This is a genomic window from Variovorax sp. Root434, from assembly GCF_001426595.1.
GTDB lineage: Bacteria > Pseudomonadota > Gammaproteobacteria > Burkholderiales > Burkholderiaceae_C > Variovorax.
The window spans coordinates 120,231-145,106 of the sequence record NZ_LMEK01000022.1 but is presented as its reverse complement, the minus strand read 5'-3'; the positions used below and the strand labels follow the sequence as shown (position 1 = coordinate 145,106).

The 24,876-nt window shown below is 67.8% G+C and carries 24 protein-coding genes; 6 read left to right on the top strand and 18 right to left on the bottom strand.

Translation table 11 applies throughout. The features are described 5' to 3' along the window. Window positions 1–104: 104 nt before the first annotated feature. The gene (locus ASD05_RS18205; protein ID WP_056595248.1) at window positions 105–572 is read right to left on the bottom strand and encodes a DoxX family protein; all 468 of its coding nucleotides are present in this window, start codon (window positions 570–572) and stop codon (window positions 105–107) included. Between the two features lie 115 nt (window positions 573–687). Continuing rightward, the gene (locus ASD05_RS18200; RefSeq protein ID WP_056595246.1) at window positions 688–1,617 is read right to left on the bottom strand and encodes a LysR family transcriptional regulator; all 930 of its coding nucleotides are present in this window, start codon (window positions 1,615–1,617) and stop codon (window positions 688–690) included. A 171-nt stretch (window positions 1,618–1,788) separates the two neighbouring features. On the opposite strand from ASD05_RS18200, the gene ASD05_RS18195 reads away from it, so the two are divergent. Together ASD05_RS18195 and ASD05_RS18190 are read left to right on the top strand one after the other, a co-directional pair. Next, window positions 1,789–2,628 (top strand): intradiol ring-cleavage dioxygenase, encoded by an 840-nt coding sequence (locus tag ASD05_RS18195; RefSeq protein WP_056595244.1) that lies wholly within the window; start codon window positions 1,789–1,791, stop codon window positions 2,626–2,628. 74 nt (window positions 2,629–2,702) lie between these two features. After that, window positions 2,703–3,461: a sulfite exporter TauE/SafE family protein gene (locus tag ASD05_RS18190; protein ID WP_056595242.1), complete on the top strand. Its 759-nt coding sequence runs from the start codon at window positions 2,703–2,705 to the stop codon at window positions 3,459–3,461. A 14-nt stretch (window positions 3,462–3,475) separates the two neighbouring features. On the opposite strand, the gene ASD05_RS18185 is transcribed toward ASD05_RS18190, so the two are convergent. From ASD05_RS18185 to ASD05_RS18170, 4 genes are all read right to left on the bottom strand, one after another. Then, window positions 3,476–3,835, bottom strand: a complete 360-nt coding sequence (locus tag ASD05_RS18185) for a DUF1428 domain-containing protein (RefSeq protein ID WP_056595240.1) — start codon at window positions 3,833–3,835, stop codon at window positions 3,476–3,478. 73 nt (window positions 3,836–3,908) lie between these two features. Then, on the bottom strand, window positions 3,909–5,378 hold the full coding sequence (locus ASD05_RS18180) for a DHA2 family efflux MFS transporter permease subunit (RefSeq protein WP_056595239.1): 1,470 nt from the start codon (window positions 5,376–5,378) through the stop codon (window positions 3,909–3,911). Between the two features lie 35 nt (window positions 5,379–5,413). After that, window positions 5,414–5,833 (bottom strand): VOC family protein, encoded by a 420-nt coding sequence (locus ASD05_RS18175; protein WP_056595237.1) that lies wholly within the window; start codon window positions 5,831–5,833, stop codon window positions 5,414–5,416. Between the two features lie 33 nt (window positions 5,834–5,866). Continuing rightward, a complete protein-coding gene (locus ASD05_RS18170; RefSeq protein ID WP_056595235.1) occupies window positions 5,867–6,304 on the bottom strand; it encodes a VOC family protein in 438 nt (145 codons plus the stop codon). A 132-nt stretch (window positions 6,305–6,436) separates the two neighbouring features. Here ASD05_RS18170 and ASD05_RS18165 point away from each other — a divergent pair, with 132 nt between their 5' ends. Beyond that, window positions 6,437–7,090, top strand: coding sequence for a TetR/AcrR family transcriptional regulator (locus ASD05_RS18165; RefSeq protein ID WP_056595233.1), 654 nt, complete (start codon window positions 6,437–6,439; stop codon window positions 7,088–7,090). Window positions 7,091–7,111: 21 nt separating this feature from the next. On the opposite strand, the gene ASD05_RS18160 is transcribed toward ASD05_RS18165, so the two are convergent. Genes ASD05_RS18160 through ASD05_RS18115 form a run of 10 tightly spaced genes read right to left on the bottom strand, consistent with a single transcriptional unit; the run spans window position 7,112 to window position 19,447 of the window. Then, window positions 7,112–7,603: a MarR family winged helix-turn-helix transcriptional regulator gene (locus ASD05_RS18160; RefSeq protein WP_007833157.1), complete on the bottom strand. Its 492-nt coding sequence runs from the start codon at window positions 7,601–7,603 to the stop codon at window positions 7,112–7,114. A gap of 59 nt (window positions 7,604–7,662) precedes the next feature. Beyond that, on the bottom strand, window positions 7,663–9,387 hold the full coding sequence (locus ASD05_RS18155) for an acyl-CoA dehydrogenase family protein (protein ID WP_056595231.1): 1,725 nt from the start codon (window positions 9,385–9,387) through the stop codon (window positions 7,663–7,665). 14 nt (window positions 9,388–9,401) lie between these two features. Beyond that, window positions 9,402–11,141: a tannase/feruloyl esterase family alpha/beta hydrolase gene (locus ASD05_RS18150; RefSeq protein ID WP_056595229.1), complete on the bottom strand. Its 1,740-nt coding sequence runs from the start codon at window positions 11,139–11,141 to the stop codon at window positions 9,402–9,404. Between the two features lie 35 nt (window positions 11,142–11,176). Next, entirely contained in the window at window positions 11,177–11,914 is a 738-nt protein-coding gene (locus ASD05_RS18145) for an ABC transporter ATP-binding protein (RefSeq protein ID WP_056595227.1), read from the bottom strand. Window position 11,915: 1 nt separating this feature from the next. Further along, the gene (locus ASD05_RS18140; protein ID WP_056595226.1) at window positions 11,916–13,724 is read right to left on the bottom strand and encodes an ABC transporter permease subunit; all 1,809 of its coding nucleotides are present in this window, start codon (window positions 13,722–13,724) and stop codon (window positions 11,916–11,918) included. A gap of 1 nt (window position 13,725) precedes the next feature. Next, window positions 13,726–14,766 (bottom strand): branched-chain amino acid ABC transporter permease, encoded by a 1,041-nt coding sequence (locus ASD05_RS18135; protein WP_056595225.1) that lies wholly within the window; start codon window positions 14,764–14,766, stop codon window positions 13,726–13,728. A gap of 28 nt (window positions 14,767–14,794) precedes the next feature. After that, on the bottom strand, window positions 14,795–15,934 hold the full coding sequence (locus ASD05_RS18130) for an ABC transporter substrate-binding protein (protein WP_056595224.1): 1,140 nt from the start codon (window positions 15,932–15,934) through the stop codon (window positions 14,795–14,797). Between the two features lie 43 nt (window positions 15,935–15,977). Continuing rightward, entirely contained in the window at window positions 15,978–16,742 is a 765-nt protein-coding gene (locus tag ASD05_RS18125) for an SDR family NAD(P)-dependent oxidoreductase (protein ID WP_007836396.1), read from the bottom strand. 22 nt (window positions 16,743–16,764) lie between these two features. Then, on the bottom strand, window positions 16,765–18,633 hold the full coding sequence (locus tag ASD05_RS18120; protein WP_056595222.1) for a feruloyl-CoA synthase: 1,869 nt from the start codon (window positions 18,631–18,633) through the stop codon (window positions 16,765–16,767). A gap of 28 nt (window positions 18,634–18,661) precedes the next feature. Further along, entirely contained in the window at window positions 18,662–19,447 is a 786-nt protein-coding gene (locus ASD05_RS18115; RefSeq protein WP_056595221.1) for a crotonase/enoyl-CoA hydratase family protein, read from the bottom strand. Between the two features lie 156 nt (window positions 19,448–19,603). Here ASD05_RS18115 and ASD05_RS18110 point away from each other — a divergent pair, with 156 nt between their 5' ends. Genes ASD05_RS18110 through ASD05_RS18100 form a run of 3 tightly spaced genes read left to right on the top strand, consistent with a single transcriptional unit; the run spans window position 19,604 to window position 23,689 of the window. Beyond that, a complete protein-coding gene (locus tag ASD05_RS18110) occupies window positions 19,604–20,815 on the top strand; it encodes a thiolase family protein (protein ID WP_056595219.1) in 1,212 nt (403 codons plus the stop codon). Between the two features lie 3 nt (window positions 20,816–20,818). Continuing rightward, window positions 20,819–22,066 carry a thiolase family protein gene (locus ASD05_RS18105; RefSeq protein WP_056595217.1) on the top strand — a complete coding sequence of 416 codons (1,248 nt, stop codon included), beginning with the start codon at window positions 20,819–20,821 and terminating at the stop codon, window positions 22,064–22,066. A gap of 51 nt (window positions 22,067–22,117) precedes the next feature. Then, window positions 22,118–23,689: an acyl CoA:acetate/3-ketoacid CoA transferase gene (locus ASD05_RS18100; protein WP_056595215.1), complete on the top strand. Its 1,572-nt coding sequence runs from the start codon at window positions 22,118–22,120 to the stop codon at window positions 23,687–23,689. Between the two features lie 64 nt (window positions 23,690–23,753). On the opposite strand, the gene ASD05_RS18095 is transcribed toward ASD05_RS18100, so the two are convergent. Together ASD05_RS18095 and ASD05_RS18090 are read right to left on the bottom strand one after the other, a co-directional pair. After that, complete coding sequence (locus ASD05_RS18095) at window positions 23,754–24,257, bottom strand: MarR family winged helix-turn-helix transcriptional regulator (protein WP_056595213.1); 504 nt, start codon at window positions 24,255–24,257, stop codon at window positions 23,754–23,756. A 127-nt stretch (window positions 24,258–24,384) separates the two neighbouring features. Then, entirely contained in the window at window positions 24,385–24,852 is a 468-nt protein-coding gene (locus ASD05_RS18090; protein WP_056595212.1) for a MarR family winged helix-turn-helix transcriptional regulator, read from the bottom strand. Window positions 24,853–24,876: the final 24 nt, after the last annotated feature.

The window sequence follows — 24,876 nt, the reverse complement described above, 5'->3', positions numbered from 1 at the left end:
GCTTCGCGCACTTCGTGTCGCTGCGCCAACCCCCTTCCGGGGGCAATACCGGCGGCCCGGCAAAGCCGGTTCCGCGGTATTCCACGAATGATTCGCGGGTTTGCTCAGTTCCAGCGGCCGTTGCGTCCGCCGACGGAGAAGCGGCCGGCGCCCAGCAGCACCACCGTCAGCGCGCCGAACAGGTACAGGCCCTGCAGTTCCAGCGCCCAGCCGCCCTGCTTGGTCATTGCGAACAGGTCGGCCATGTGCACGAGGCCGAAGGCCACCAGCATGTTGATGACCACCACCGCGGCCGCCGCGCGGGTGAAGACGCCGGCAATCATCAGCAGCGGCGCGGCGATCTCGCCCACGTACACGAGGTAGGCCAGCCCGCCCGGCAGGCCGGCCTTGGCCAGCATGCCGCCGATGAAGCCCACGCCGGCCGACAGCTTGAAGATGCCATGCAGCAGCACCAGGAAGCCGACCGTCACGCGGATCAGCAGCTTGCCGGAATCGTCCAGCGTGGAGGGGGAGAGGGCGGACAGCGGCGACGCGATCGGCGCACGCGCTGTGTTGGCGGCCTGGGTGTTCATGGCGGATCCTTGGAAATGGAAGGCCGCCGCGGAATGCGACGGTTGCGGTTCCAGTGTGCGGAGCTGCCGAAAACCCGGATGTGCGTTTACGCACATGTTTTGGCAGAAAGGCCCGTCAGCGCATGCCGAAGTGCCCGGTCCATTTCCGCTCGTACTCCATCTTTGCGAAATGCGCGGCCATGAAGTCGATGAAGCTGCGCACCTTCGCCGACAGGTGCTTGCGGCTGGGATACGCGAGGTTGATCGTCAGGTGCGGGAGGTCCCAGTCTTCCAGCGTGGGTACCAGCCGGCCGGCCACGATGTCCTCGTACACGATGTAGGTCGGCTGCACGAGGATGCCCATGCCGTCGAGCGCGGCGGCGCGCAGCACCTGGCCGTCATTCGATTCGAGCAGCCCCGTGACCGACACCGTGTGCGTTTCCCCGTCCCGGCTGAAGCGCAGCTCGTTCGGGTTGTTGGCGTGGGTGTAGATCAGCAGCTTGTGCTGCTTCAGCTCGTCCAGCGTCTTCGGAAAGCCATGCTGCGCGAAGTAGCGCGGCGAGGCTGCGAGGATGCGCCGCGTCTCGCCGAGCCGGCGGATCGTCACGTTGGAGTCGGGCTCGTACTCGCGCGTGCGGATCGCCACGTCGATGTTGTTGTCGATCAGGTCGAAGTAGCGGTTGGCGGCTTCCACGTGCACCCTCACGCCGGGGTAGCGCTGGGTGTACTCGCGCAGCAGCGGCGCGATGTGGTGAACCGAGAACGAGAGCGAGGCCGTGACGCGCAGCGTGCCCGTCGGGTTGAGCGCGGTGGCGTTCACCGTCGATTCGGCATCCGAGAGGTCGGCCAGGATGGTCCGGGCGCGGGCGCAGAACTCGCGGCCGGTGTCGGTCAGGTACAGGCGGCGGGTATTGCGCTCGACCAGCCGCGCACCGAGCCGGGCTTCGAGCGCGCCCAGGTGGCGGCTCGCGGCAGCGTTCGACAGGCCCAGCGCCTCGGCCGCGCGGCTCAGGCTGCCGGCATCGGCGATCTGCACGAGCAAGGCGATTTCGGTCCAGCGGTCCATGGGGCGTTGTTTCCGGGGCTTGTCTTTGGTCGGGCCGGGCGATTTTGGCGCAGGGCGGGCGCGACCGTTCCGCTGGCCGGAAAAATCATTTGCGCCCAGGTGCTTTCAGGGCAGCGGTGCGCGACCTACAGTGCGTCGTACCCGACGACCAGACCCCATGGAGACATCACGATGCGCAACCTCGACCAGGACAACATCACCCAAGCTGTGCTCGCGCGCTTCGCCGACACGCCCGACCCGCGCCTGCAAGAGATCATGACCAGCCTGGTGCAGCACCTGCACGCCTTCGCGCGCGAGGTGAAGCTCACCGAGGAAGAGTGGTTTCAGGGCATCCAGTACCTGACCGCCACTGGCCAGAAGTGCGACGACAAGCGGCAGGAGTTCATCCTGTTGTCGGATGTGCTGGGCCTGTCGATGCTCACCATCGCGATGAACAACGACAAGCCGGCGGGCTGCACCGAGGCCACCGTGTTCGGCCCCTTCTACTTCGAAGGCGCGCCGGAGTACGAGCACGGCGACGACGTGGCCAACGGTGCCGAGGGCGAACCTTGCGACGTGTTCGCCACGGTGCGCGGGCTCGATGGCGAGCCGGTGCCCGACGCCGTGGTCGACGTGTGGCAGGCCGACGCGGGCGGCCACTACGACGTGCAGCACCCCGGACTCGACCATGCCGAGAACCGCGGCACGCTGCGCACCGGGCCCGATGGCTCGCTGCATTTCCGCAGCGTGGTGGCGGTGGCCTATCCAATCCCGGTCGACGGCCCCGTGGGCGACCTGCTGCGCGCCACCAGGCGCCACCCGTGGCGGCCCGCGCACCTGCATTTCAAGATCGAGGCACCGGGCTACGAGCGGCTCATCACCCACGTGTTCCGCGACGGCGACGAATGGCTCGACTCCGATGCGGTGTTCGCGGTGCGCCAGTCGCTGGTGGCGCCATGGACGAAGCAGGCCAACGGCCGCTGGCGGCTCGATTTCGACTTCGTTCTCAACCCGCTGAAACAGGCCGCCTGACCAGGCTGCGCCCCGTCCTGCTACGCTCGCGAAGCCTGCCACCCGGCAGGCTTTTTTCTGCGCTTTCCCTTCCCATGGCCTTTCCCCTGATCACCGACCCGCATTTCTACGCGGTCGCCATTCCCGCCGTGCTGCTGCTCGGCATCAGCAAGAGCGGCTTCGGTGCGGGTTTCGGCTCGCTCGCGGTGCCGATGATGGCGCTGGCCGTCACGGTGCCGCAGGCAGCGGCCATCCTGATGCCGCTGTTGCTGCTGATGGACGTGCTGGGCATTGCCGCGTTCAGGCGCGACTTCGACCGTTCGCTGCTCAAGTTCCTGATTCCGTTCGGGCTGCTGGGCACGGTGATCGGCACGCTGTTGTTTCGCGCGCTGCCGGCGCACACGGTGGCGGGCATCGTCGGCGTGTTCACGCTGCTGTTCCTGGCGCAGCGGCTGCTGTTTCCGCCGAAGCCCGACGACCCGCTGCCTTCGCGCGGCATGGGCGCGGTGCTGACCACGGTGTCGGGCTTCACCAGCTTCATCGCGCATGCGGGCGGGCCGCCTATCAACGCCTACGTCATCCCGCTGCGGCTCTCTCCGGTGATCTTCACGGCCACCATGGCCTATTTCTTCTTCGTGGTGAATCTCAGCAAGTGGATTCCCTATGCGTGGCTCGGCCTGCTCGACTTCCGCACGCTGGCCACGTCGCTGGTGCTGATGCCGATCGCTCCCTTGGGCGTGTGGGTCGGCATCCGCATTGCGCGGCGCATCGATGCGACGTGGTTCTATCGCTTCGTGTACCTGGGGATGCTGCTGACAGGGCTCAAGCTCGTCTACGACGGATTCATTGCCTGAGCCACCCGGCAGGTTCAGAATTCGACGATGGATTTGAAGCCGCCGAAGATCATCCGCTTCGCATCGAAGGGCATCGTCTTCGGGTCCATTGCCGTGATGCGCGGGTCGGCCATGACCTTCGCGTTCACCGTGTCGCGGTGCTTGCGCGATTTGTAGGTGATCCACGAGAAGGCCACCGTCTCATCGGGCTTCTGCTTCACGCTCTGTGGAAACGAGGTCAGCTTGCCGGGCTTCACGTCGTCGGCGATGCATTCCACGTATTCGAGTGCGCCGTATTCCATCCAGACCTTGCCGGCCTTGCGCGCAAGCTTGCGGTAGGCCTCTACGTTCGTGGTGGGAACGGCGACGATGAAGCCGTCTACATAACGAGCCATGAGTGTTCTCCTGAACAAAGAGTGGAAGCGTTGAAGAAAGAAAACAGGCGGTTGCGGCATGGCGTGCGGATGTTCACGACGCCGTGCCGCCCGCCGTGCCACGGGGTGCCGCTTCTTCGTTGTTCTGCGCCTGCCCCGGCATGGCGGTGCGAAGCAGCAGAGCCCCGATCAAGCCCGACGCCGCCGCGAACACGGCACCGACGAGAAACGCAAGGTTGTAGCCCCCGGTGAGTGCCAGCGGCATCTGCGCACCGGCGGCTTCCATCGATGCGGAGCGCGCGGCCGCGGCGCTGGCCAGTACGGCCAGGCCCAGCGCGCCGCCCATCATGAACGAGGTGTTGACCACGCCCGAGGCCAGGCCCGAATCGGCCGGGCTCACCTCGCTCATGGCCGCCAGCAGCACCGGGTTGAAGGCCATGCCCGCGCCGAGGCCCAGCAGCATCATGCCGGGCAGCACGTCGACCACGAAGCTGCCGTTGACCGGCGCACGCGCGAACAGCGCCAACCCGACGGCCGCGAGCCAGAGCCCGGCCGCCAGCGGCTTGCGAATGCCGAAGCGCATCACGATCTTCGCGGAGAGGCCGAGCGAGAACACCGCCATGATCACGTTGGCCGGCAGGAAGGCCAAGCCGATCTGCATCGGCGTGTAGTTCAGCACCAGCTGCATGTAGAGCGCCGAGATGAAGAACCACGCGAACATGGCCGCGGCCCACAGCACGCCGACCACGTTGGCCTCCGACACGCTGCGCAGCCTGAACAGGCCCAGCGGCATCAGCGGATGCTGCACGCGCGCTTCGATGGCGATGAAGATGGCCAGCAGCACCACGGCCGCGCCGAGCAGGCCGAGCGTCTGCGTGGAACCCCAGCCGGCCTCATTGCCGTTGACCACGCCGTACACGGCGAGCATCAGCGACAGCGTGACGGTGACGGCGCCGGCCACGTCGAGCTTCTCGCCGTGCGCATGGCCGCGTGCGCTCGGCAGCAGCGCCACGCACAGCGCATACACCGCCACGCCGATCGGCAGGTTGACGAGGAAGATCCAGTGCCAGCTCAGCGTGCTCGTGAGCAGGCCGCCCAGCAGCACGCCGATGCTGCCGCCGCCCGCACAGACGAAGCCGTACACGCCCATTGCCTTTGCGCGGTCGGCCGGCTCGGTGAAGAGATTCATGATCAGCGAGAGCGACACGGCCGAGACCACCGCACCGCCCAGGCCCTGCACCGCGCGCGCTGCCACCAGCAGGCCCTGCGAGGTCGAGATGCCGCAGGCCAGCGAGGCCAGCGTGAAAAGCACCAGGCCCGCGAGGAACACGCGGCGGTGGCCGTACAGGTCGCCGAGCCGGCCGCCCAGCAGCAGGAAACCGCCGAAGGTCAGCATGTAGGCGTTCACCACCCAGACCAGCGAGGTTTCGGTGAAGCCGAGGTCGGTGCGGATCGAGGGCAGCGCCACGTTCACGATGGTGGTGTCGAGCACGATCATCAGAACGCCCAGGCACAGCACCATCAATGCGAGCCAGCGCTTGCGGCTGTCGAGTTGGTTGGTCATGGGAAGCGAAATTCCTTTGAAACGTTGGGGGCGGCTCAGACCAGCGGCTTGCCGCCGTTGATGAGCCACGGAGTGCCGAAGCGGTCGGTCACCATGCCGAAGCCTTCGACCCAGAAGGTTTTCTCGAAGGGCATTCCGACATGGCCGCCTTCGGCGAAGGCGTCGAAGACGCGGCGGGCCTCGGCCACGGTCTCGATGGTCAGCGCGACGCCGAAGCCCTTCATTCCTTCGTACGGCTGGCCGGGCATGCTGTCGGAGGCCATCAGGATGCCTTCGCCGTAGGCGAGCGAGGCATGCATGATGCGCTTCTTCGCCTCGGGCGGGAACTGCTCGGTGTCGGGAGCTTCGCCGACGGTCATCATCATCTGCATGGTTCCGCCCAGCGTCTTCTCGTAGAAGCGCATGGCCTCGGCTGCGTTGCCGTCGAAGGTCAGGTAGGCGTGGATGTGGGGCATGATTTTTCCTTTCGGGAATTACTTTTCGGTGGCTCAGCCCGCGTGCTCGACCACCAGCAGCCAGCCGACGCCGAAGCGGTCGGTCAGCATGCCGAAGTTCGAGGTGAAGAAGGTCGGGATCAGCGGCTGCGTGACCTGCCCGCCCTCGGACAGCGCGTTGAACCACTTGACGACTTCGGTGTCGGTCTTGGCGGTGAGCGCGAGCATGATGCCCTCGAACTTCGCCTGGCCGGAGCAGCGGCCGTCCGAGGCCATCAGCTCGGTGTCGCCGATGCGGAACACCGCGTGCATCACCTTGCTGGCATCGGGCATCGCGCCGCCGCAGCTGGCGTCCGCGTTGTCCGAAGGGGCTCCGGCAGGCGCTTCGCTGTAGCGCATGAGCCGCACGACCTCGGCGCCGAGCGCCTTCTTGTAGAAGCCGAGCGCTTCGTCGCAGCGGCCTTCGAAGGAGAGGTAAGACTGGACTTTCATGGCGGTTCCTTTGAACTGAAGAGGTGATTCGGGAAGCCCCCGGTGTCATGGGCCGCAAACAATCGGATTACTTTGTGTACACCGTCCACAAAGAATAGCAGGGATAATGGACAGTGTCCACATGGAAATGAAATGAAGCTCAACAACGTCCCCGAGAGCCTGCCTCCCGCCCGCAGCACCTACCGGCACGGCGACCTGCGGCGGGCGCTGCTCGACGCAGGTATCGAACTGGCGCGCGACGGCGGCCCGGGTGCGGTGGTGCTGCGCGAAGCCACGCGGCGTGTGGGGGTCGTGCCGAACGCGGCGTACCGGCACTTCGGCAGCCGGCAGGAGCTTTTGCTGGCGGTGCGCGAGGCCGCCCTGGCCGCGGCTGCGATCGCGATGGAGAAAGAATTGGCAGTGCTGCCTTGCGACCAGCCTCCCGCCGATTTCGCGCGCGCACAGCTGCGCGCCATCGGCACGGCCTATCTGCGCTTCGCGCAGGCCGAGCCCGGCTTGTTCCGCACGGCCTTCGTGTTTTCCGATGAAGGCAGCGGCGAACTCGGCGCCGGGAAAGCCGGCGCGAGTGGGCTGGACCCGTTCCAGCTGTTGGGCAAGGCCATCGACCGGTTGGCGGACGCGGGCGTGCTCGACCCGGCGCGGCGCCCGAATGCCGAATACCTCGCATGGAGCGCGGTGCACGGGCTGGCGCTGCTCATCATCGACGGGCCGCTGCGCGGCATGGATGCCGAGGCGGCCCATGCGCTCGGACAGCAAGTGATCGATATGGTCGGGCGAGGTCTCTGAAGCCTCTGAGACCCTTGAAGCCTAGAGATAGATCTTCTGCAGCAGCCTGATCAGCGTCTCGCGCTCGCGGGAGGTGAGCCTGGCGCTGGCGTCGGCTTCCAGTTGCACCACGGTCTGTTCGGCCTCGCGGATCAGCGTTTCGCCGGCCGCCGTGAGGTGCAGGCCGACGGCGCGGCCGTCGTGCGGGTGGGGACGGCGTTCGATGAGGCCCCGGCTGTCCAGCGTGGCCACCAGGCTCACGAGATTCGGCGGCAGGATGTCCAGCGTGTTGCACAGCTGCCGCGACGTGGCGCCCGGGTTGTGCGCCAGCAGCGAGAGCACCGAGAAATCGATCTGCTTGAGGCCGTAGGGCGCCATGCGCTCCGCGAAGAAGGCGCTGACGATCAGCCACGCCCGGCGTGCGTTGTAGCCGACCAGCGTTTCGAGCATGCGGGCATCGAGCCGCTCAGGCCTGCCCTGCGGCGCCGCGGCCTGCTCACCTTTCGCGGAGACGGATTTCGAGGAGGAAGCCATGGGACTAGAGCGTAACCGCCTGCGCGCGTACGGGGTGCCTACCGTGCGACACCTTGCGTTTACGCCGCTTGGGTGTGCGCCACGGCCTCGCAGGCCCGCTTGACGATGCCCAGCCGCATCTCGAACTCGGGCAGCACCCAGCGGCGGAAGGCGCCGGCTGTGCGCGCCCGTGCGGCGTCTTGCGGGGCGACGGCCTCGATGCGGGCCCAGGCCCACGCCATCATTGCGAGCATCGTCACGCGCAAGTAGTCGTCGGCGATTTCGTACGGCAGCACGGTGTTGGCTTGCGCGGCAATCGCCACCGTGGTGCCCAGGTAGCGCAGCTGCGCCAGCCGGCGCTGCGCGTCGGCATCGGCCTCGCGCGAGGCATCGAGCATGTCGCGCAGTTCGAGCAGCACGGCCGACATGGCGGCGCCGCCGTCGGGCAGCACCTTGCGCACCAGCAGGTCGATGGCCTGGATCTCGTTGGTGCCCTCGTAGATCATGGTTACGCGTGCGTCGCGCACGATCTGCTCGATGCCCCATTCGCGCACGTAGCCGTGGCCGCCGAACACCTGCAGGCATTCGCTCGCGCCGTGGAAGGCTTGCTGCGTGCATGCGGCCTTGAGCACCGGCGTGACGAGCGAGCACCAGCGCTGCGCTTGTTCGCGGGCCTTGGGATCGGCGTCGTGCGTGGCCACGTCGAGCATCAGCGCGCTGCGATAGGCGAGGGTGCGCGCGCCGTCGATCCAGGCGCGCTGCGTGTCGAGGATGCGGCGTACCGCGGGGTGTTCGGCGATCAGGTCGGCCGGCTCGCCGCCGCGGCTGGCGGGCACGGGGCCGGGCGCACGCATCTGGCGGCGTTCGGCGGCGTAGGCGTCGGCCTTCTGCCAGGCGGCGTCGAGCAGGCCGATGCCCTGCAGCGCCACGTGCAGGCGCGCGGAATTCATCATCACGAACATCGCGGCCAAACCGCGACCGGGCTCGCCGACCAGCCAGCCGGCGGCATCGTCGAAGCGCATCGTGCAGGTGGGGCTGCCGTGCAGGCCCATCTTTTCCTCGATGCGCTCGCAGTGCACCGCATTGCGTGAGCCGTCGGGCAGCAGCTTGGGCACGAGCACCAGCGACAGCCCCTTGGGGCCGGCAGGCGCATCGGGCAAGCGGCACAGCACGAGGTGCACGATGTTCGGCGTCAGGTCGTGCTCGCCGCCGGAGATGAAGATCTTGCCGCCGTTCACCCGCAGGCTGCCGTCGGCCTGCGGCACGGCGCGCGTGCGCACCTGGCCCAGGTCGCTGCCTGCATGCGCCTCGGTGAGGCACATCGTGGCGAGCCATTCGCCGGTGGCGATCTTCTGCAGGTAGCGTTGCTTCAGTTCGTCGCTGCCATGGTGCTTGAGGCAGGCATACGCGCCGTGCAACAGGCCGGGCGCCATCGTCAGGCCGTGGTTGGCGGCGGCCAGCCATTCGTAGAGCACGGCTTCGAGCACCGCGGGCAGGCCCTGACCGCCGTCTTCCGTCGCGGCCGACAGCGCAGGCCAGCCGCCATCGACGAAGGCCTGGTACGCCTCGCGAAAACCGGGCGGGCAGGTCACTTCGTCATCGGCGAAGCGGCATCCGAATTCGTCGCCGCCACGGTTGATGGGCGCCACCACTTCGCCGACGAAGCGGCCCGCTTCTTCGAGCACCTGCGACTGCAGCGCCTCGTCGACTTCTGCAAAGGGCGCGAGCGCGGCCAGGCGCGCGGGCGCGTCGAGGACGGCATTGAGCAGAAAACGGACGTCTTCGGGGCGGGGTTGATAGTCCATCGGGGAGCGGAAATCTAAGGGGCAGGGGGCTTGCAGGCGAAGCTGCTCGCGCGCTCCGTGTCGCCGCCGGTGTAGGTTGCGACCTGTGGGTAGGGGCACAGCGGCCGCGTGCGCTGCGCCGACCAGTTGGCCGGCACTTCGGTGTTGGGCACCGGCGTGCCCGCACCGCGCGCGGCGGCCGTGACCGATGCGGGCGCCTTGCCCTGCTCGACCCAATCGACCAGCGCGCTCAGCATGTCGAACTGGTCGGTCGCGGGGCCGCCTGCGCAGTGGTTCATGCCGGGCACCGGGAAGTAGCGCGCGAACGAAGAGGCATCGCCGCTGTTCGCGGCCTGCACGCGCTCGTACCAGGCGGCGGTGTCGTCGGACGAGAACACCGGGTCGCTGGTGCCGTGGTAGACGATCATGCGGCCGCCCCTGTCGCGCAGCGCGCCCAGGTTGGCCGCGTCCGGCGGCGTCATGAACGAGAGCGCCGAGTCGCGGAACACACCGTCGGTGGCCGCGATGCGCGGTGCGTCGCGGTCCATGTCAAAGCCCAGCGCGAAGGGCAGGCCCTGCGGCCGGTCGGCCAGCGGCGGCGTGGTGAAGATGAAGCCCACTGCTCCCGCGTCGCGCGTCGGCGGACTCGCGAACTTCCACTCGCGCCAGTTGCTGCCGCTCACGCCCGCGTCGAACGGGAAGCTGCTGTAGAGCGGCTGGCCTGCGCTGTTGCGCGCACCCTTGACGAACACATTGGCGAGTGCGTTCTTCTGCGGCGCGCTCAGGCACATGCCATCGCGCGTGCCGGCGGCGCAGGTGGGCACATCCGCCTGGATGTCGAAGCGTGTCTTGCAGGCTTGTACGTTCGACACGATGCCGTCCGCCAATCCATCGAGTGCATCGCAGCGCTGCAGCACCTTGTCGGCCACGAGCTTCATCTCGGCCGGGGTGAAGGCGCTCTGCAGGTCGGGCTGGCCGGCCGGCGTCTTCGCGCTGGCCACGGCCGCGTATTGCTGCGCGCCGTAGAGCTGTGCCACCGCCGCCTTCGGCAGGTTGAAGCCAGGGTCGCCTGCGAGGATGCCGTCGTACTGCTGCGCCGAACGCACCACGGCCACCATCGCATGCCGGCCGCCGTTGGAGCAGCCGCCGAAGTACGAGCGGTCGGGGCCGCGGCCGTAGGCCTTGGCGATCAGGTTCTTCGCCATCGGTGTGAGCTGGGCGACGGCGTTGTAGCCGTAGTCGAGCCGTGCCTGCGGGTCGAGCCCGAAGCGCGGGCCCATCGATCCCGCATGGCCGGCGTCGGAACTGATGACGGCAAAGCCCATCTGCAGCGCGCTGCTGCGCGGGCCGCCACCACCGATGCCGCCGAGTGCGGGAACCACCACGCCGTCGAGGCCGCCGTTGGCCTGGTAGAAGAAGCGGCCGTTCCATGCCACGGGCAGCCGCATTTCGAAGCCGACGGCGTAGCGCTGGTTGTCGACCGGGCTCGTGCGTTCGTTCATGCGACCCTGCACGAGGCAGTGCGCGGGAGCGCTCATCGCTACGCCGCCAATCGTGACGGTGCCCGCAGGCACTTCGGTGGCCGAGGTGTAGACCGTGCCCGGCAGCGCAGCACGCGCGGCGAGGTTGGTGCAGGCCTGCAGCGTGCCGGGACGCGCGGCGGCCAGCGGTGCGTGCGCTGCTGCGGGTGGACGCCCCGCGCAGGCCGCAAGCAAGGCGGCAACGCCGAGCGCGGTCGCGCACAGGCCGAGGGGAAGGGGACGCTGTCGGTTCATGTTGCCTCCTTGCCGCGCAGGCCGCGGCGCTGTCTTCAGGCGGCTTTTCTTGCCGCGCCCAGGTAGGTGTCGATCACGCGCGAATCGACCGCCAGCTTCTTCGCTTCGCCTTCGAGGCTCACGCTGCCCATCTCGAGCACATAGCCGTGGTCGGCCACTTCGAGGGCGGCGCGCGCGTTCTGCTCGACCAGCAGGATGGTGACGCCCGTGGCGCGCAGCGCATCGACCGTGCGGAAGATCTCCTGCACCACCAGCGGCGCAAGGCCCAGGCTGGGTTCGTCGAGCATCAGCAGCGTGGGGCGCGACATCAGCGCGCGGCCCACCGCGAGCATCTGCCGCTCGCCGCCCGACAGCGTGCCAGCCAGTTGCACGCGGCGCTCCTTCAGGCGCGGGAACAGCGTGTAGACCTCGTCGATGCGGTCGCGCCACTGCCTGTTGCGCAGCCGCACCTGGCGAAAACCGCCGAGCACGAGGTTGTCTTCCACCGGCATGGTGCCGAACAGCTCGCGCTTCTCGGGCACGAGCGCGATGCCGAGCATCACGCGCTCTTCGAGCGTCATCGTTGAGATGGGCTGGCCCTTGAACTCGATGCTGCCCTTCGAAGGCAGCATGCCCATCAGCGCATTGAGCAGCGTGGATTTGCCGGCACCGTTCGGGCCGATCACGGTGACCACGCTGCCCTGGCCGGCTTTCAGGTCGATGCCGTGCAGCACTTCGGCACGGCCGTAGCCGGCGTGCAGGTCGCGGATGTGGAGCAGGGGGGTTGTGGTCATCTCAATGCTCCGTTCCGAGGTAAGCCGCGCGCACCTTGTCGCTGTTCTGCACCTCGGCAGGCGTGCCCTCCATCAGGTGCGTGCCGAATTCCATCACCACGATGTGATCGCAGATGTCCATCACCAGCCCCATGTCGTGCTCCACCAGCAGGATGCTCATGCCTTCGCTGCGCAGCTGCCGCAGCACCTTGCCCAGCGCTTCCTTTTCCTTGTGGCGCAGGCCGGCCGCGGGCTCGTCGAGCAGCAGCAGGGCCGGGTCGGCGCACAGTGCGCGCGCAATCTCCAGCAGGCGCTGCTGGCCCATGGCGAGGTTGCCCGCGATCTCGTGCAGGTAGTCGCCCATGCCCACGCGCTGCAGCTGGCGCTCGGCCTCGCGGAACAGCGCGCGCTCTTCCGTGCGGTCGATGCGCAGCATGGCCGCGACGGCGCCCTTGTGGCCGCGCAGGTGGGCGCCCAGCGCCACGTTCTCGAGCACCGTCATGTCGGCCACCATCTTCACGTGCTGGAAGGTGCGCGATACGCCGCGCTGCGCGATCTGCCGCGCACCCAGCCCGCCGATGGCCTCGCCACGGAAGCGCACCGCGCCGCCCGAGAGGCCGAGCACACCGGTCACGAGGTTGAAGGTGGTCGACTTGCCCGCGCCGTTCGGCCCGATGAGGCCGACGATCTGGCCGGCGCGCGTCTGGAAGCTGATGTCGTTCACCGCCACCAGCCCGCCGAAGGTCTTGCGGATGGCCTGCACATCGAGCACCACCTCGCCGGCAGCCGGCTTGGTGCGTGCGGGCAGGTCCTTCGCGTCCTGCCAGTCGACGCTGCGGCGCGGACGCAGCAGGCGCCGGTCGACGAAGGCCCACAGCCCGCTGGGCAGGTACTTGAGCACCAGCACGATCATGATGCCGAACACGATCAGCTCGTAGCTGCCGGCCGTGCCGATCAGCTTGGGCAGCAGCACCTGCAATTGGTCTTCGAGCAGCTTGACCACGCCGGCACCTGCAATCGCACCCCACACGTGGACCGCGCCGCCGAGCACCGCCATGAACAGGTATTCGATGCCCATCTTCAGACCGAAGGGCGAGGGGTTCACCGTGCGCTGGAAGTGCGCGAACAGCCAGCCGGAGATCGATGCGAGCATGGCCGCCAGCACGAAGATGCCGATCTTGAAGCGCAGCGTGTTCACGCCCATGGCCTCGGCCATCTGCGAGCCGCCGGCCAGCGAACGGATGGCGCGGCCGCTGCGCGAATCGAGCAGGCGGATCACCGCGAACGCAGCGAGGATCGCGAAAGCCCAGACCACGCCGTAGAACAGCCGCTGCTGGCCGAACTCGAAACCGAAAAGCGACAGCCCCTTCACACCCAGGATGCCGTCGTACTTGCCGAGCGCATCGAGGTTGCCCATGAGGTAGTACAGCGACAGCGCCCACGCGATGGTCGCCAGCGGCAGGTAGTGGCCCGACATGCGCAGCGTGATTGCGCCGATGAACGCGGCGCTGAGGCCGGTGAGCGCCAGGCCGATGAACAGCGTGACCCACGGCGACAGGCCGGTGTTCACCGTGAGGTAGGCGGTGGTGTACGCGCCGATGCCCACGAAGGCCGCCTGCCCGAAGGAGGTGAGGCCGCCGACGCCGGTGAGCAGCACGAGGCCGAGCACGGGCAGCGTGTAGATGCCGATGTAGTTGAGCTGGATGATCCAGAAGTCGGGCAGCGGCAGGAATGGCAGCGCGACGAGCACCAGGATGAGTGCGAGCGGGCCCCAGGTGCGCAGCAGGCTCTTGTCCGGCGCGGGGGCGGTGGGGTTCAACAGGGCTTCCATGTCAGTGCTCCTCGTCCGAATGACCACTCTTGAGCGAACGCCACAGCAGCACCGGCAGGATGATGGTGAACACGATCACTTCCTTGAACGAGCTCGCCCAGAAAGAACCGAAGGACTCGATCACGCCCACTGCCAGCGCACCGAGCAGTGCACCCGGGTAGCTTGCAAGCCCGCCGACCACCGCAGCCACGAAGCCTTTCAGGCCGATGAGAAATCCCGAGTCGTAGAACACGGTCGTGGTCGGCCCGATCAGCAGGCCCGAGAGCGCACCGATAAGTGCCGTCATCGCGAAAGTGAGCTGCCCCGCTGCCTGGGTGGAAATGCCCATGAGCCGTGCACCCAGCCGGTTCACGGCCGTTGCCCGCAGCGCCTTGCCATACAGGCTGCGCTCGAACATCAGGTACAGCAGCACGATCAGCGCGGCCGACATGGCGAAGATGATCAGCGCCTGCCCGCTCACGTTGAGCGGGCCCAGCGCCATGCGCTCGTCCCAGAACGGCGGGTTGCGAAAACCTTCAGCACCGAAGAACAGCAGGCCCAGCCCCGTCATCGCGAAGTGCACGCCGACCGAGACGATCAGCAGCACCAGCGAGCTCGCACCGGCCAGCGACTGGTACGCCACGCGGTACACCAGCGGCCCGAAGGCCGTGACGATGAACACCGTGAGCAGCGCCTGCACGCCGATCGGCAGGTTGCGCGGGCCGGCCCACGCCGACACCGCGCAGATGATGGCCGGCAGGGCGAAGGTGCGCGCTGCCGCCTTCAGCCCGCCCGCCGCGCTGCCGCTGTGGCGCCAGGTCGTGACCAGGTCCATCAGCGCGGCAACGCCGGCCAGTATGAGCAGCAGCCACACCGTGCCCGGCGTCTTGCCGGTCTGGAAGATCGCCAGCGTCAGCGCGCCGTACGCCACGAATTCGCCCTGCGGGATGAAGATGACGCGGGTCACCGTGAAGACGAGCACGATGCCCATGCCCAGCAGGGCATAGATCGCGCCATTGGTGAGGCCGTCCAGCGTCAGGATGCTGGCGATTGATAAGTCCATGGCGTGAGGCTGCGATTGAAGAGAAGGTTTACTGCTCGACCTTGAACGCGCCGTTCACCACCTTGAGCATCACGCCGGTCTCGGTCGTGTAGCCCCAGTGGTCCTGCGCCGTCCAGTTGAGTACGCCGTGCGCGAGCACCGTGCGGCCCATGCCTTCGAGCGCATCGCGCAGCGCGGCACGGAACTCCGGCGTGCCGGGCTTGGCCTTCTTGAGTGCAATCGGCACGGCCTTTTCGAGCACCGTGAGCGCGTCGGCCGAGTGGCCGGCGAACTGGTTGCGCGAGCCGGGGCCGTAGACCTTCTCGTAGCCCTGCACGAAGGCCACCGCGGCGGCCTTCGACGGATGGCTGTCGGGCAACTGCTCGGCCACGGTGGCGGGGCCCGACACCACGAAGGTGCCTTCGGCGTCCTTGCCGGCGGTGCGCATCAGGTCCTGCGTGGCGGCAGCGTGCGTCTGGTAGACCTTGCCCTTGTAGCCGCGCTCCATCACCGCCTTCTGCGGCATGCCTGCGCCGCTGCCCGAGGCCACGATCAGGATCGCGTCGGGGTTGGCCGAGGTGAGCTTCAGCACCTGGCCGGTCACGCTGGTGTCGGAGCGCGCGAAGCGCTCGGTGGCGACGATCTTGATGCCGTTCTTGGCGGCCTCGGCGGTCAGCGCCTTGAGCCACAGTTCGCCATACGCGTCGGTGTAGCCCAGGAAGCCGACCGTCTTCACGTTCTGCTTCTTCATGTGCGCGACCACCGCATAGGCCATCACGTCGTTCGACTGCGGCATGCGGAAGAACCACTTGTCCTTGCCCGGCGGCAGGCTGGCGGGCGAGGTCGCGATTTGCGGCGTGCCCGCTTCGGCGGTCACGTCGGCCATCGGAATGGCGACCGGCGTGGCGCTGGAGCCGATGATCACGTCGGCCTTGTCTTCCGTCACCAGGCGCTGCGCGTCCTTCACGCCGGTGGTCGGGTCGGTGGCGTCGTCGAGCACCACCACCTTGAGCGTCTCGCCCGCGATGGTCTTGGGCCAGATCATGATGCCGTTCTTCACCGGAATGCCCAGGCCGGAGGCCGGGCCGGTGAGGGGCTGCACCACACCGATGGTGATGTCGGCATGGGCCATGCCCATGGCCATGAGCGCCAGCACGGCGGCGAGGGTGGTCTTTTTCTTGAATGTCATCGATGTCTCCTGAAGGAAGCGGGATGGAAGCGGGTTTGAAGAGTCAGCGCGGCGCCATGCGCAGGGCACCGTCGAGGCGGATCACTTCGCCGTTGAGATGGCCGTTGGTGACGATGTGGCAGGCCAGCTCGGCAAACTCCGAGGGCTTTCCGAGGCGTGGCGGGAACGGGATCGACGCGGCCAGCGATTGCTGCACGGCTTCGGGCAGCTCCTTCATGAGCGGCGTGGCGAACAGGCCGGGCGCGACGGTGCACACGCGAATGCCGTGCTGGGCCAGGTCGCGCGCCATGGGCAGCGTCATGCCCACGAGCCCGCCCTTGGAGGCGCTGTAGGCCTGCTGGCCCACTTGTCCGTCGAACGCGGCGGCCGAGGCGGTGAACATCATCACGCCGCGTTCGCCGTTGTCCAGCGCGGGCAGCTTGGCGCAGGCGGCGGCGAACAGGCGGCTCACGTTGTAGCTGCCGATCAGGTTGATGGTGACCACGCGCGTGAAGTCTTCCAGCGGCGCGGCGCTGCCGTCGCGCTGCACGATGCGCTTGGCGCTGCCGATGCCGGCCACGTTCATGAGGATGCGCGCGGGGCCATGGGCGGCGGCGGCCTTGTCCAGCGCGGCGGTCACGCTGGCGGCGTCGGTGATGTCGCAGGCGCAGGCCACGCCACCGATCTCGGCGGCGATCTTCTCGGCCTGTTCGGCATTGCGGTCGAGCACGGCCACCTTCGCGCCCAGGCGCGCCAGTTCGCGGGCGGTGGCTTCGCCGAGGCCGGATGCGCCGCCGGTCACAATGGCAGCTTGTCCTTGGATGTGCATGGTGGATTCCTTCCGGTGAAATTCAGTGTTTGGGAACGATGGTGAAAGGCAGGCTGCCGTCGTGCAGCGCGTTCACCAGGTCGGCGCGGTGCAGGAGCACGGCGCGCTGGTTGATGGAGCCCTTGTCGGTGATCTCGCCCTTGTCGAGCGATGGCGGCTCGGCCATCAGGTGGGCCCGTGCCACGCGCGTCGCGCTGCCGGTGGCCTGCTCCGAAAGCTGGTTCAGTACCTTCTGGAAATGCTGCTGCACGGGCGCGCTCTGCACAACTTCCTGCAGGCCGGCGGTGGCGGGCAGGCCGCTCAGGGCGCGGCAGGCGGCCGTGGGCAGCAGCAGCGCACCGACTTCCTTGAGGTTGATGCCGGTGAGCACGGCGTCCTGCACGTAGGGCGCGCAGGCCGCGATGATCCTGGCGCGCATGGGGCCCACGCTCACGAAGGTGCCGGTGCTGAGCTTGAAGTCCTCGGCAATGCGGCCGTCGAACTTCAGGCCCTTGTTGAGGTCGTTCTCGTCGATCCACTTCACCGCATCGCCCGAGCAGTAGAAGCCCTCTTCGTCGAAGGCCTCGCGCGTGGCCTCGGGGTTGCGCCAGTAGCCGGGCGTGATGTTGGGGCCGCGGTAGCGCACCTCGATTTTTCCGTCCACGGGCACCAGCTTGAGCTGCAGCCCCGGCGTGGGCACGCCGATGTCGCCGGCCTGCACGAAGGGGCTGTTCACGGCCAGGCAGAACGGCGTGCCTTCGGTCATGCCCAGGCCGGTGTTCATGACGATGCGCTCGCCCACCTCGCGCTCGGCGCTTTCGAACAGCGCGTCCCAGATGGGCTGCGACAACGCGGCCGCGGCGAAGAAGAACATCTTCACGCGGCTGAGCAGGTTCTTGCGCAGCTGGTCGTCGGTCTTCATCGCCTGGGCGATCACCTCGAAGCCCGTGGGCACGTTGAAGTACACCGTGGGCGCGATCTCGCGCAGGTTGCGGATGGTCTCGGCCATGCCCGTGGGCGTGGGCTTGCCCTCGTCCAGGTACAGCGTGCCGCCGTTGTAGATGACGATGCCGAAATTGTGGTTGCCGCCGAACGTGTGGTTCCACGGCAGCCAGTCCACCAGCACCAGCGGCTCCTCGGCCAGCACGGGCATGGACTGGTTCATCTGCTGCAGGTTGGCGGCCCACATGCCATGCGTGACGATCACGGCCTTGGGCAGCTTGGTGGAGCCCGAGGTGAACATGAACTTGGCCACGCTGTCCGCGGTGATCGCGTTGTGCGCCGCATCCACGGCGGGCGTGGCGGGGGTGGCCAGCAGCTCGCTGAACGGCGTGGTGCGACGCCCTTCGATGCTGCCGCTGCCCAGCACCACATGCACATCGGCGGCCACCGTGGCGTCGATGGCGCGGGCAAATCGCCTGGCGTCGCTTGCGAACACCAGGCCCGGCGTCAGCGTGTTCATCACGTGGCGCAGCTTGTCGTAGTCCTGGCTGATCGTGGAATACGCGGTGGACACCGTGCACTGCGGCACGCCGGCCACCAGGCAGCCCAGCGACAGCAGCGCATGGTCCAGGTCGTTCTCGCTCAGGATGGCCACGGGCCGCTCGGCGCTCAGGTTCATGCCCAGCAGCGCCTGTGCAATGCTGCGGGCCGCAGCCCACGCCTGGCCGTAGCTGATGTGGCGCCATTCGCCCAGGCTGCCATCGGCGTTCTTCACGCGCTGGGCCATCCACGTGCGCTCGGGCGCCACCTGCGCCCAGTGCGCCAGCCGGTCGGTGAGGCGCACGGGGTGCGGCTGCAGAGCCTGCGCGGCTTCGACATAGACCACGCCGTTGTCCGCAGCGCGGGTGCGCACTTCGGTGACACCGAAACGCAGGGGGCGGTAGCGGGGGGTGGAGGGGTTTGCAGTCATCAGGGGCTTTCCGTGCGCGCGATGTGCATCAGTCCTTCTTGACCTTGGCCGCCTTGCCGTCGAGGAAGGCGCGCACGCGGGCCTTGGCCTCGGGTGCGCTCTGTGCGATGGCGGCCATCATGGCTTCGGTCATCAGGCCCTGGTCGGACGGCTGCTCGGCAATGCGGGGCAGCGCGTGCATCAGCGCGTAGTTGGTCAGCGGGGCGTTCTGGGCGATGCGCTGGGCCAGCTCGAAGGCCTTGTCGAACGCGGTGCCGGTGGGCACGAGGTACTGCGCAAAGCCGACCTTCTCGCCGTCCACCGCGTTGTAGACGCGGCCGGTCATCATCATGTCGGTCATGCGGGCCGTGCCGATCAGGCGCGGGATGCGCACCGCGCCGCCACCGCCTACGAAGATGCCGCGCGAGCCTTCGGGCAGCGCGTAGAAGGTGGATTCGTCGGCCACGCGGATGTGGCAGGCGCTGGCCAGCTCCAGCCCCCCGCCCACCACGGCACCGTGCAGCGCGGCCACTACGGGCACGGGGCCGAACTGGACGCGGTCGAGCGCTGCATGCCACATGCGCGAGTGGTGCAGGCCCTGGCCGGCATCGCGCTCCTTGAGTTCGCTGAGGTCCAGTCCTGAGCAGAAGTGCTCGCCCTGGCCGTCGATCACCGCCGCGGCCACAGTGGCGGGCAGGCTTTCCATCAAGTCGCGCAGCGCGAGGATCAGGCCGTCGTTCAAGGCGTTGCGCTTGGCGGGGCGGGTCAGGCGGATGACCGCGATTTCCTCGCGTTCGCCGCGAATTTCCAGGGAGATGTCGGTGGACTGGGTCATGGTGATGTGGGTGAGTTGGCGGAATTATGGTTATTGAAGATAACTAAAACAAGGTCGAAGCCGGGCTCTTTTCTAGGTGCTTTCCCTAGCTTTTCCAGCGGGTCATATGGTTATGATAAATAACTAAATGCAGACCTCAGGAACAAGGAACCCGCCGTGAACGCCTTCATCCCCTACGGTATCTATTGGTCGTCCCCCTTTGCCAAGTGGCAGGGCTCGCTGGCCAACCTCAATGCACTGCCGCTGGCCGCCAAGGTGGGCCAGCAGGCGCTGGCGGCGCGCGGCTACGACCTCGCGGCGGTGGACCTGGCCATCCTGGGTATCACCAATCCGCAGAAGGGCAGCTTCTATGGCCTGCCGTGGGTCACGGGGCTCATGGGCATCGATCGCGTGGCCGGCCCCACCGTGCAGCAGGCCTGTGCCACCAGCGTGCGCGCACTGCAGATGGCCGCGCAGGAAGTGGCGTGCGGCACGGCCAGCAGCGCGCTGCTGGTGATGGCCGACCGGCAGTCCAACGGCCCGGTCGTGTACTACCCCGATTCCAGCGGTACCGGCGGCTACGGCATCACCGAGCACTGGGTGCCCGACAACATGGCGCACGACCCCTACGCCAAGAACGCGATGCTGCAGACAGGCGAGAACGTGGCCGCGCGCTATGGCATCAGTACCGAAGAGCAGCACGCGCTGAAGCTGCACCGCTACACCCAGTACCAGCAGGCACTGGCCGATGACCGCGCGTTCCAGAAGCGCTACATGGCCGATGTGCCGCTGAGCGACTCGAAATTCCGCAAGCAGACCGGCACGCTAGCCACCGACGAAGGCATCTTCCCGACCACGGCCGAAGGCCTGGCCAGGCTCAAGCCCGTGAAGGAAGGCGGCACCGTGACCTTCGGCGGGCAGACCCATCCGGCCGACGGCAACGCGGGCGCCATCGTCACCACGCGCGACCGTGCGCGCGCTGCGTCCATCGATCCCGGCATCGAGATCGAGATCCTGGGCTTCGGCATGGCGCGCGTGGAAGCGGGCTACATGCCCATGGCGCCGGTGCCCGCCACCTTCAATGCCCTGAAGCACGCGGGCCTCGCCATGAAGGACGTGGACGCCATCAAGACCCACAACCCGTTCGCCGTGAACGACATCGCCCTGGCGCGCGACACGGGCTTCGCGTGGGAGCGCATGAACAACTACGGCAGCTCCATCATCTGGGGCCACCCGCAGGCGCCCACGGGCATGCGCGCCATCATCGAACTCATCGAAGAGCTGGTGCTGCGCGGCGGCGGCGTGGGCCTGTTCACCGGCTGTGCCGCCGGCGACACCGGCTATGCCACCGTGCTGCGCGTGACCGACAGCAGAACCCAGAAAGCTTGATCCATGACCACTGAACATTCCTTTTCCGCACCCCTGAACGCCTGGCTGATCGACGGCGTGCGCACGCCGATGGTCGATTACTGCGGCCCCCTGGGCCATGTGTCGCCCACCGACATGGGCATCAAGGTCGCCCGTGCGGCTCTGGAGCGCAGCGGCGTGTCCGCCGCCGACGTGAACTCGGTCATCACGGGATCGATGGCGCAGGCCGATTTCGACGCCTTCGTGCTGCCGCGGCACATTGGCCTGTACGCGGGCGTGCCGCAGAGCGTGCCGGCCATCCTGGTGCAGCGCATCTGCGGCACGGGCTTCGAGCTGTTGCGCCAGGCCGCCGACCAGATCGCGCTGGGCTATGCCGACGTCGCGCTGGTGGTGGGCACCGAGTCCATGACGCGCAACCCGATTGCCGCCTACACGCACCGCACAGGCTTCAAGCTGGGCGCGCCGGTGGAGTTCAAGGACTTCCTGATGGAAGCGCTGATCGACACCGCGGGCCCGGTCACGATGATCGAGACCGCCGAGAACCTGGCGAAGAAATACGGCATCACCCGCGAAGACGTGGACGCCTACGCCGCCCGCTCGTTCGAGCGAGCGCTCAAGGCCCAGGCCGATGGCTTCCTGGCCGGCGAGATCGTGCCGGTGACGAGCGAAAAATTCGCGCTCGAAGGCTATGCCACGCGCGGCATCACGCTGCCGCGCAAGGTGGCGCAGCTCGACCGCGACACCCACCCGCGCCCCTCGCCCATCGAGGCCCTGGCGGGCCTGCGCACCGTGTATCCCGGTGGCGTGCAGACGGCCGGCAACAGCTCGGCCCTGGTCGATGGCGCCGTGGGCGCGGTGGTGGCCAGCGATGCGTATGTGCAGCAGCGCGACCTGAAGCCGCTGGCACGCCTGCGCGGTGCGGCGGCGGTGGGCGTGGCGCCCGAGTACATGGGCATCGGCCCGGCCCCTGCCATCCGCGCGCTGCTGGCGCGCACCGGGCTCACGCTGGACGACATCGGCCTGTTCGAAATCAACGAAGCCCAGGGCGCGCAGACCATCGCAGTGGAGCGCGAGCTGGGCCTCGACCGCGACAAGCTCAACGTGAACGGCGGCGCCATCGCGCTGGGCCACCCGCTGGCCGCCACCGGCGTGCGCCTCACGGTGACGCTGGCGCGCGAGCTGCGCCGCCGCGGCCTGCGCTACGGCATTTCCAGCGCCTGCGTGGGCGGCGGGCAGGGCATGGCGCTGCTCATCGAAAACCCCGAGGCCTGAGAGCCTCGGAACACGCCTGAACCCGCACACCCGACACCCGGAACACACACCATGAAAATCATCACCGCCGCCCAAGCCGGGGCCCTCATCCCCGACGACGCCACCATCTTCCTGGGCGGCCTGGCCGTCTCCAGCCTGCCCGAGGAAGTGCTCAAGGGCGTGGAAAAGAACTTCCTCGACACGGGCCACCCGCGCAACGTGACCACCTGGGCCTGCGGCGCCATCGGCAACAGCAAGGACGCGGGCATGGTGCACTTTGCCCACCCCGGCATGATCAAGCGCACCGTGGCGGGCCACTTCGGCCAGACCGGCGCCGAGATGATGAAGATGGTGTTCGACGGCGAGGTGGAGGCCTACAACTTCCCGCAGGGCAGCCTCTCGCACCTCACACGGCACATCGCCAGCCGCAGCCCCGGACTGCTGACCAAGGTGGGCCTGGGCACCTTCGTGGATCCGCGCATCGAAGGCGGCAAGCTCAACAGCAAGTCCACCGAAGACCTGGTGAAGCTCGTGGAGTTCAACGGCGAGGAATGGCTGTTCTACCCCTCGCCCAAGGTCGACGTCGCCATCATCCGCGGCACGCTGGCCGACGAGAACGGCAACATCACGCTCGACAAGGAAGGCGTGCTGCTGGAGCAGATCAGCATCGCCCACGCGGCCAAGGCCAGCGGCGGCATCGTCATTGCGCAGGTGGAGCGCATCGTCAAGGCCGGCAGCCTGCACCCCAAGTCGGTGAAGGTGCCCGGCGTGTCGGTGGACTACGTGGTGGTGGGCCAGCCCGAGAACCACATGCAGACCATCACCACGCAGTTCAGCCCCGCGTTGTGCGGCGACGTGCGCGTGCCGCTCAATTCGCTCGCGCCCATGGAGCTGGACGAGCGCAAGGTCATCGCCCGCCGCACCGCGCTGGAGCTCACGCCCGGCGCCATCACCAACCTGGGCATCGGCATCCCGGCCGGCGTGCCCTCGGTGGCGGCGGAAGAAGGTGTGTCCGACCAGCTCATCCTGAGCGTGGAAAGCGGCATCACCGGCGGCATCCCGGCGCAGCTCGGAGACTTCGGCACCGCCTACAACGCCGACGCCATCATCGAGCAGTCGCTGCAGTTCGACTTCTACGACGGCGGCGGCCTGGACGCGAGCTTCCTGGGCCTGGCGCAGGCCGACAACCACGGCAACGTGAACGTGAGCAAGTTCAACGGCCGCCCCGTGGGCTGCGGAGGCTTCGTGAACATCACGCGCTCCACGAAGAAGCTGGTGTTCTGTGGCACTTTCACCGCCGGGGGCCTGCAGGTGAAGGTGGCCGACGGCCAGCTCGCCATCGTCAAGGAAGGCAAGTCCCGCAAGTTCATCGAGAAGGTGGAGCAGATCACCTTCAACGGGCTGGATGCCGCGCGGCGCCAGCAGAACGTGCTGTTCGTCACCGAACGCGCGGTGTTCCACCTGACCACCGACGGGCTGGAACTGATCGAGATCGCGCCGGGCATCGACCTGGAGCGCGACGTGCTGGCGCACATGGGGTTCAGGCCCCTGATGCGCGACGTGAAGACCATGGACCCGGGGCTGTTCCGCGCCCAGTGGGGTGGCCTGGCCCAGGCCATGGCCGAAAAGTCGCGCGCCGAGTGAAATACCGCCAATAGCCCGCGTCAGCCCGCGTCGTCCTCGGCCGTGCCGGCGCCGCAGGGGAGCTTCAAATCTCCTGCGAATACACCTTCTGCAGCAGCCGGATCAGCGTCTTGCGCTCGGCGGCCGTCAGGCGCCCGGTGGCTTCCACCTCCAGGTCGGCGGCGGTCTGCTCTGCCTGCGCGGTCAGATCCATCCCTGCCGGCGTCAGGTGCAGGCCCAGGGCGCGGCCGTCACTCGGGTGCGGGCGGCGTTCGATCAACCCACGCCGCTCCAGCGCGGCGATCAGTCCCACCAGGTTGGGCGGCAGCACATCGAGCGTGGCGCACAGCTGGCGCGAGGTGATGCCGGGGTTGTGCGCCATCAGCGACAGCACCGAGAAATCCACCACCTTCAGGCCGTAGACCGCCATGCGCTCCATGAACACCTCGATCACGGCCAGCGAGGCGCGGCGCGCGTTGTAACCCACCAGCGTGCGAAGGAAGGCGGTGTCCACGGACCCGGTCATGGGCGCCGGGGTGGCTGTGACCGCGGGGGCTGTCTTTTTCTTGATGGGTTGGACGCTGGGCATGGGGTGATTGTGCCGAGGCGACGCGTTCGCACCGTGTTCCATGTCCGATTACAACAGTCGGCTTGCGAAGCCGCCACGGCGCTCGTGGACAGCCCCGCCATCCCGAAGAGGGGACCCGTCGCCCGCATTAAGCGCGCATCGGCGCGCGGCTCTTCTCGTTGTTGACGGTGACGAATTTCCTGAGCAACGCCATGAAATCTGCGCGCTCCTTCTCGCTCAGCGAACCCAGGAGGGTGTCTTGCATCTGTGCCATCGCGGGCACCATCTCTGCAAGCAAATCCTCGCCGGCGGCCGTGAGGCGCAACTCGCGCTGTCCGCGCGCCAGCATCTTGCGGGTGATCAACCCCTTCGTTTCCAGCCGCGCGGCGATGTCGGCAGCGCTGGAGGTATCGAGGGCCACCTGCTGGGCCAGGGTGATCTGGTCGATGCCCGGCTTGTCCTGCAAGACGCGCATCGCGGCATATTGCACCGGCGTGACGTCGCGCCCCAGCGTCTCGTGGAATACCGACACCGCGATCTGATGGGCGCGCCGGATGAGGTGACCCGGCTGGTCGTTGATGTCGATCGCGGCGGTATTGGACTTGCTGAGGGACATGATGGAGAAAACAGATCGGCTTCG

Coding starts and splice junctions, on each gene's coding strand:
- ASD05_RS18200 (WP_056595246.1), bottom strand. CDS start 1,617: ATGGACCGCTGGACCGAAATCGCCTTGCTCGTGCAGATCGCCGATGCC.
- ASD05_RS18180 (WP_056595239.1), bottom strand. CDS start 5,378: ATGACCAACCAACTCGACAGCCGCAAGCGCTGGCTCGCATTGATGGTG.
- ASD05_RS18135 (WP_056595225.1), bottom strand. CDS start 14,766: ATGGACTTATCAATCGCCAGCATCCTGACGCTGGACGGCCTCACCAAT.
- ASD05_RS18160 (WP_007833157.1), bottom strand. CDS start 7,603: ATGGCTTCCTCCTCGAAATCCGTCTCCGCGAAAGGTGAGCAGGCCGCG.
- ASD05_RS18185 (WP_056595240.1), bottom strand. CDS start 3,835: ATGGCTCGTTATGTAGACGGCTTCATCGTCGCCGTTCCCACCACGAAC.
- ASD05_RS18205 (WP_056595248.1), bottom strand. CDS start 572: ATGAACACCCAGGCCGCCAACACAGCGCGTGCGCCGATCGCGTCGCCG.
- ASD05_RS18145 (WP_056595227.1), bottom strand. CDS start 11,914: ATGACCACAACCCCCCTGCTCCACATCCGCGACCTGCACGCCGGCTAC.
- ASD05_RS18165 (WP_056595233.1), top strand. CDS start 6,437: ATGAAGCTCAACAACGTCCCCGAGAGCCTGCCTCCCGCCCGCAGCACC.
- ASD05_RS18150 (WP_056595229.1), bottom strand. CDS start 11,141: ATGAACCGACAGCGTCCCCTTCCCCTCGGCCTGTGCGCGACCGCGCTC.
- ASD05_RS18195 (WP_056595244.1), top strand. CDS start 1,789: ATGCGCAACCTCGACCAGGACAACATCACCCAAGCTGTGCTCGCGCGC.
- ASD05_RS18140 (WP_056595226.1), bottom strand. CDS start 13,724: ATGGAAGCCCTGTTGAACCCCACCGCCCCCGCGCCGGACAAGAGCCTG.
- ASD05_RS18100 (WP_056595215.1), top strand. CDS start 22,118: ATGAAAATCATCACCGCCGCCCAAGCCGGGGCCCTCATCCCCGACGAC.
- ASD05_RS18175 (WP_056595237.1), bottom strand. CDS start 5,833: ATGCCCCACATCCACGCCTACCTGACCTTCGACGGCAACGCAGCCGAG.
- ASD05_RS18130 (WP_056595224.1), bottom strand. CDS start 15,934: ATGACATTCAAGAAAAAGACCACCCTCGCCGCCGTGCTGGCGCTCATG.
- ASD05_RS18170 (WP_056595235.1), bottom strand. CDS start 6,304: ATGAAAGTCCAGTCTTACCTCTCCTTCGAAGGCCGCTGCGACGAAGCG.
- ASD05_RS18095 (WP_056595213.1), bottom strand. CDS start 24,257: ATGCCCAGCGTCCAACCCATCAAGAAAAAGACAGCCCCCGCGGTCACA.
- ASD05_RS18090 (WP_056595212.1), bottom strand. CDS start 24,852: ATGTCCCTCAGCAAGTCCAATACCGCCGCGATCGACATCAACGACCAG.
- ASD05_RS18155 (WP_056595231.1), bottom strand. CDS start 9,387: ATGGACTATCAACCCCGCCCCGAAGACGTCCGTTTTCTGCTCAATGCC.
- ASD05_RS18120 (WP_056595222.1), bottom strand. CDS start 18,633: ATGACTGCAAACCCCTCCACCCCCCGCTACCGCCCCCTGCGTTTCGGT.
- ASD05_RS18125 (WP_007836396.1), bottom strand. CDS start 16,742: ATGCACATCCAAGGACAAGCTGCCATTGTGACCGGCGGCGCATCCGGC.
- ASD05_RS18115 (WP_056595221.1), bottom strand. CDS start 19,447: ATGACCCAGTCCACCGACATCTCCCTGGAAATTCGCGGCGAACGCGAG.
- ASD05_RS18105 (WP_056595217.1), top strand. CDS start 20,819: ATGACCACTGAACATTCCTTTTCCGCACCCCTGAACGCCTGGCTGATC.
- ASD05_RS18190 (WP_056595242.1), top strand. CDS start 2,703: ATGGCCTTTCCCCTGATCACCGACCCGCATTTCTACGCGGTCGCCATT.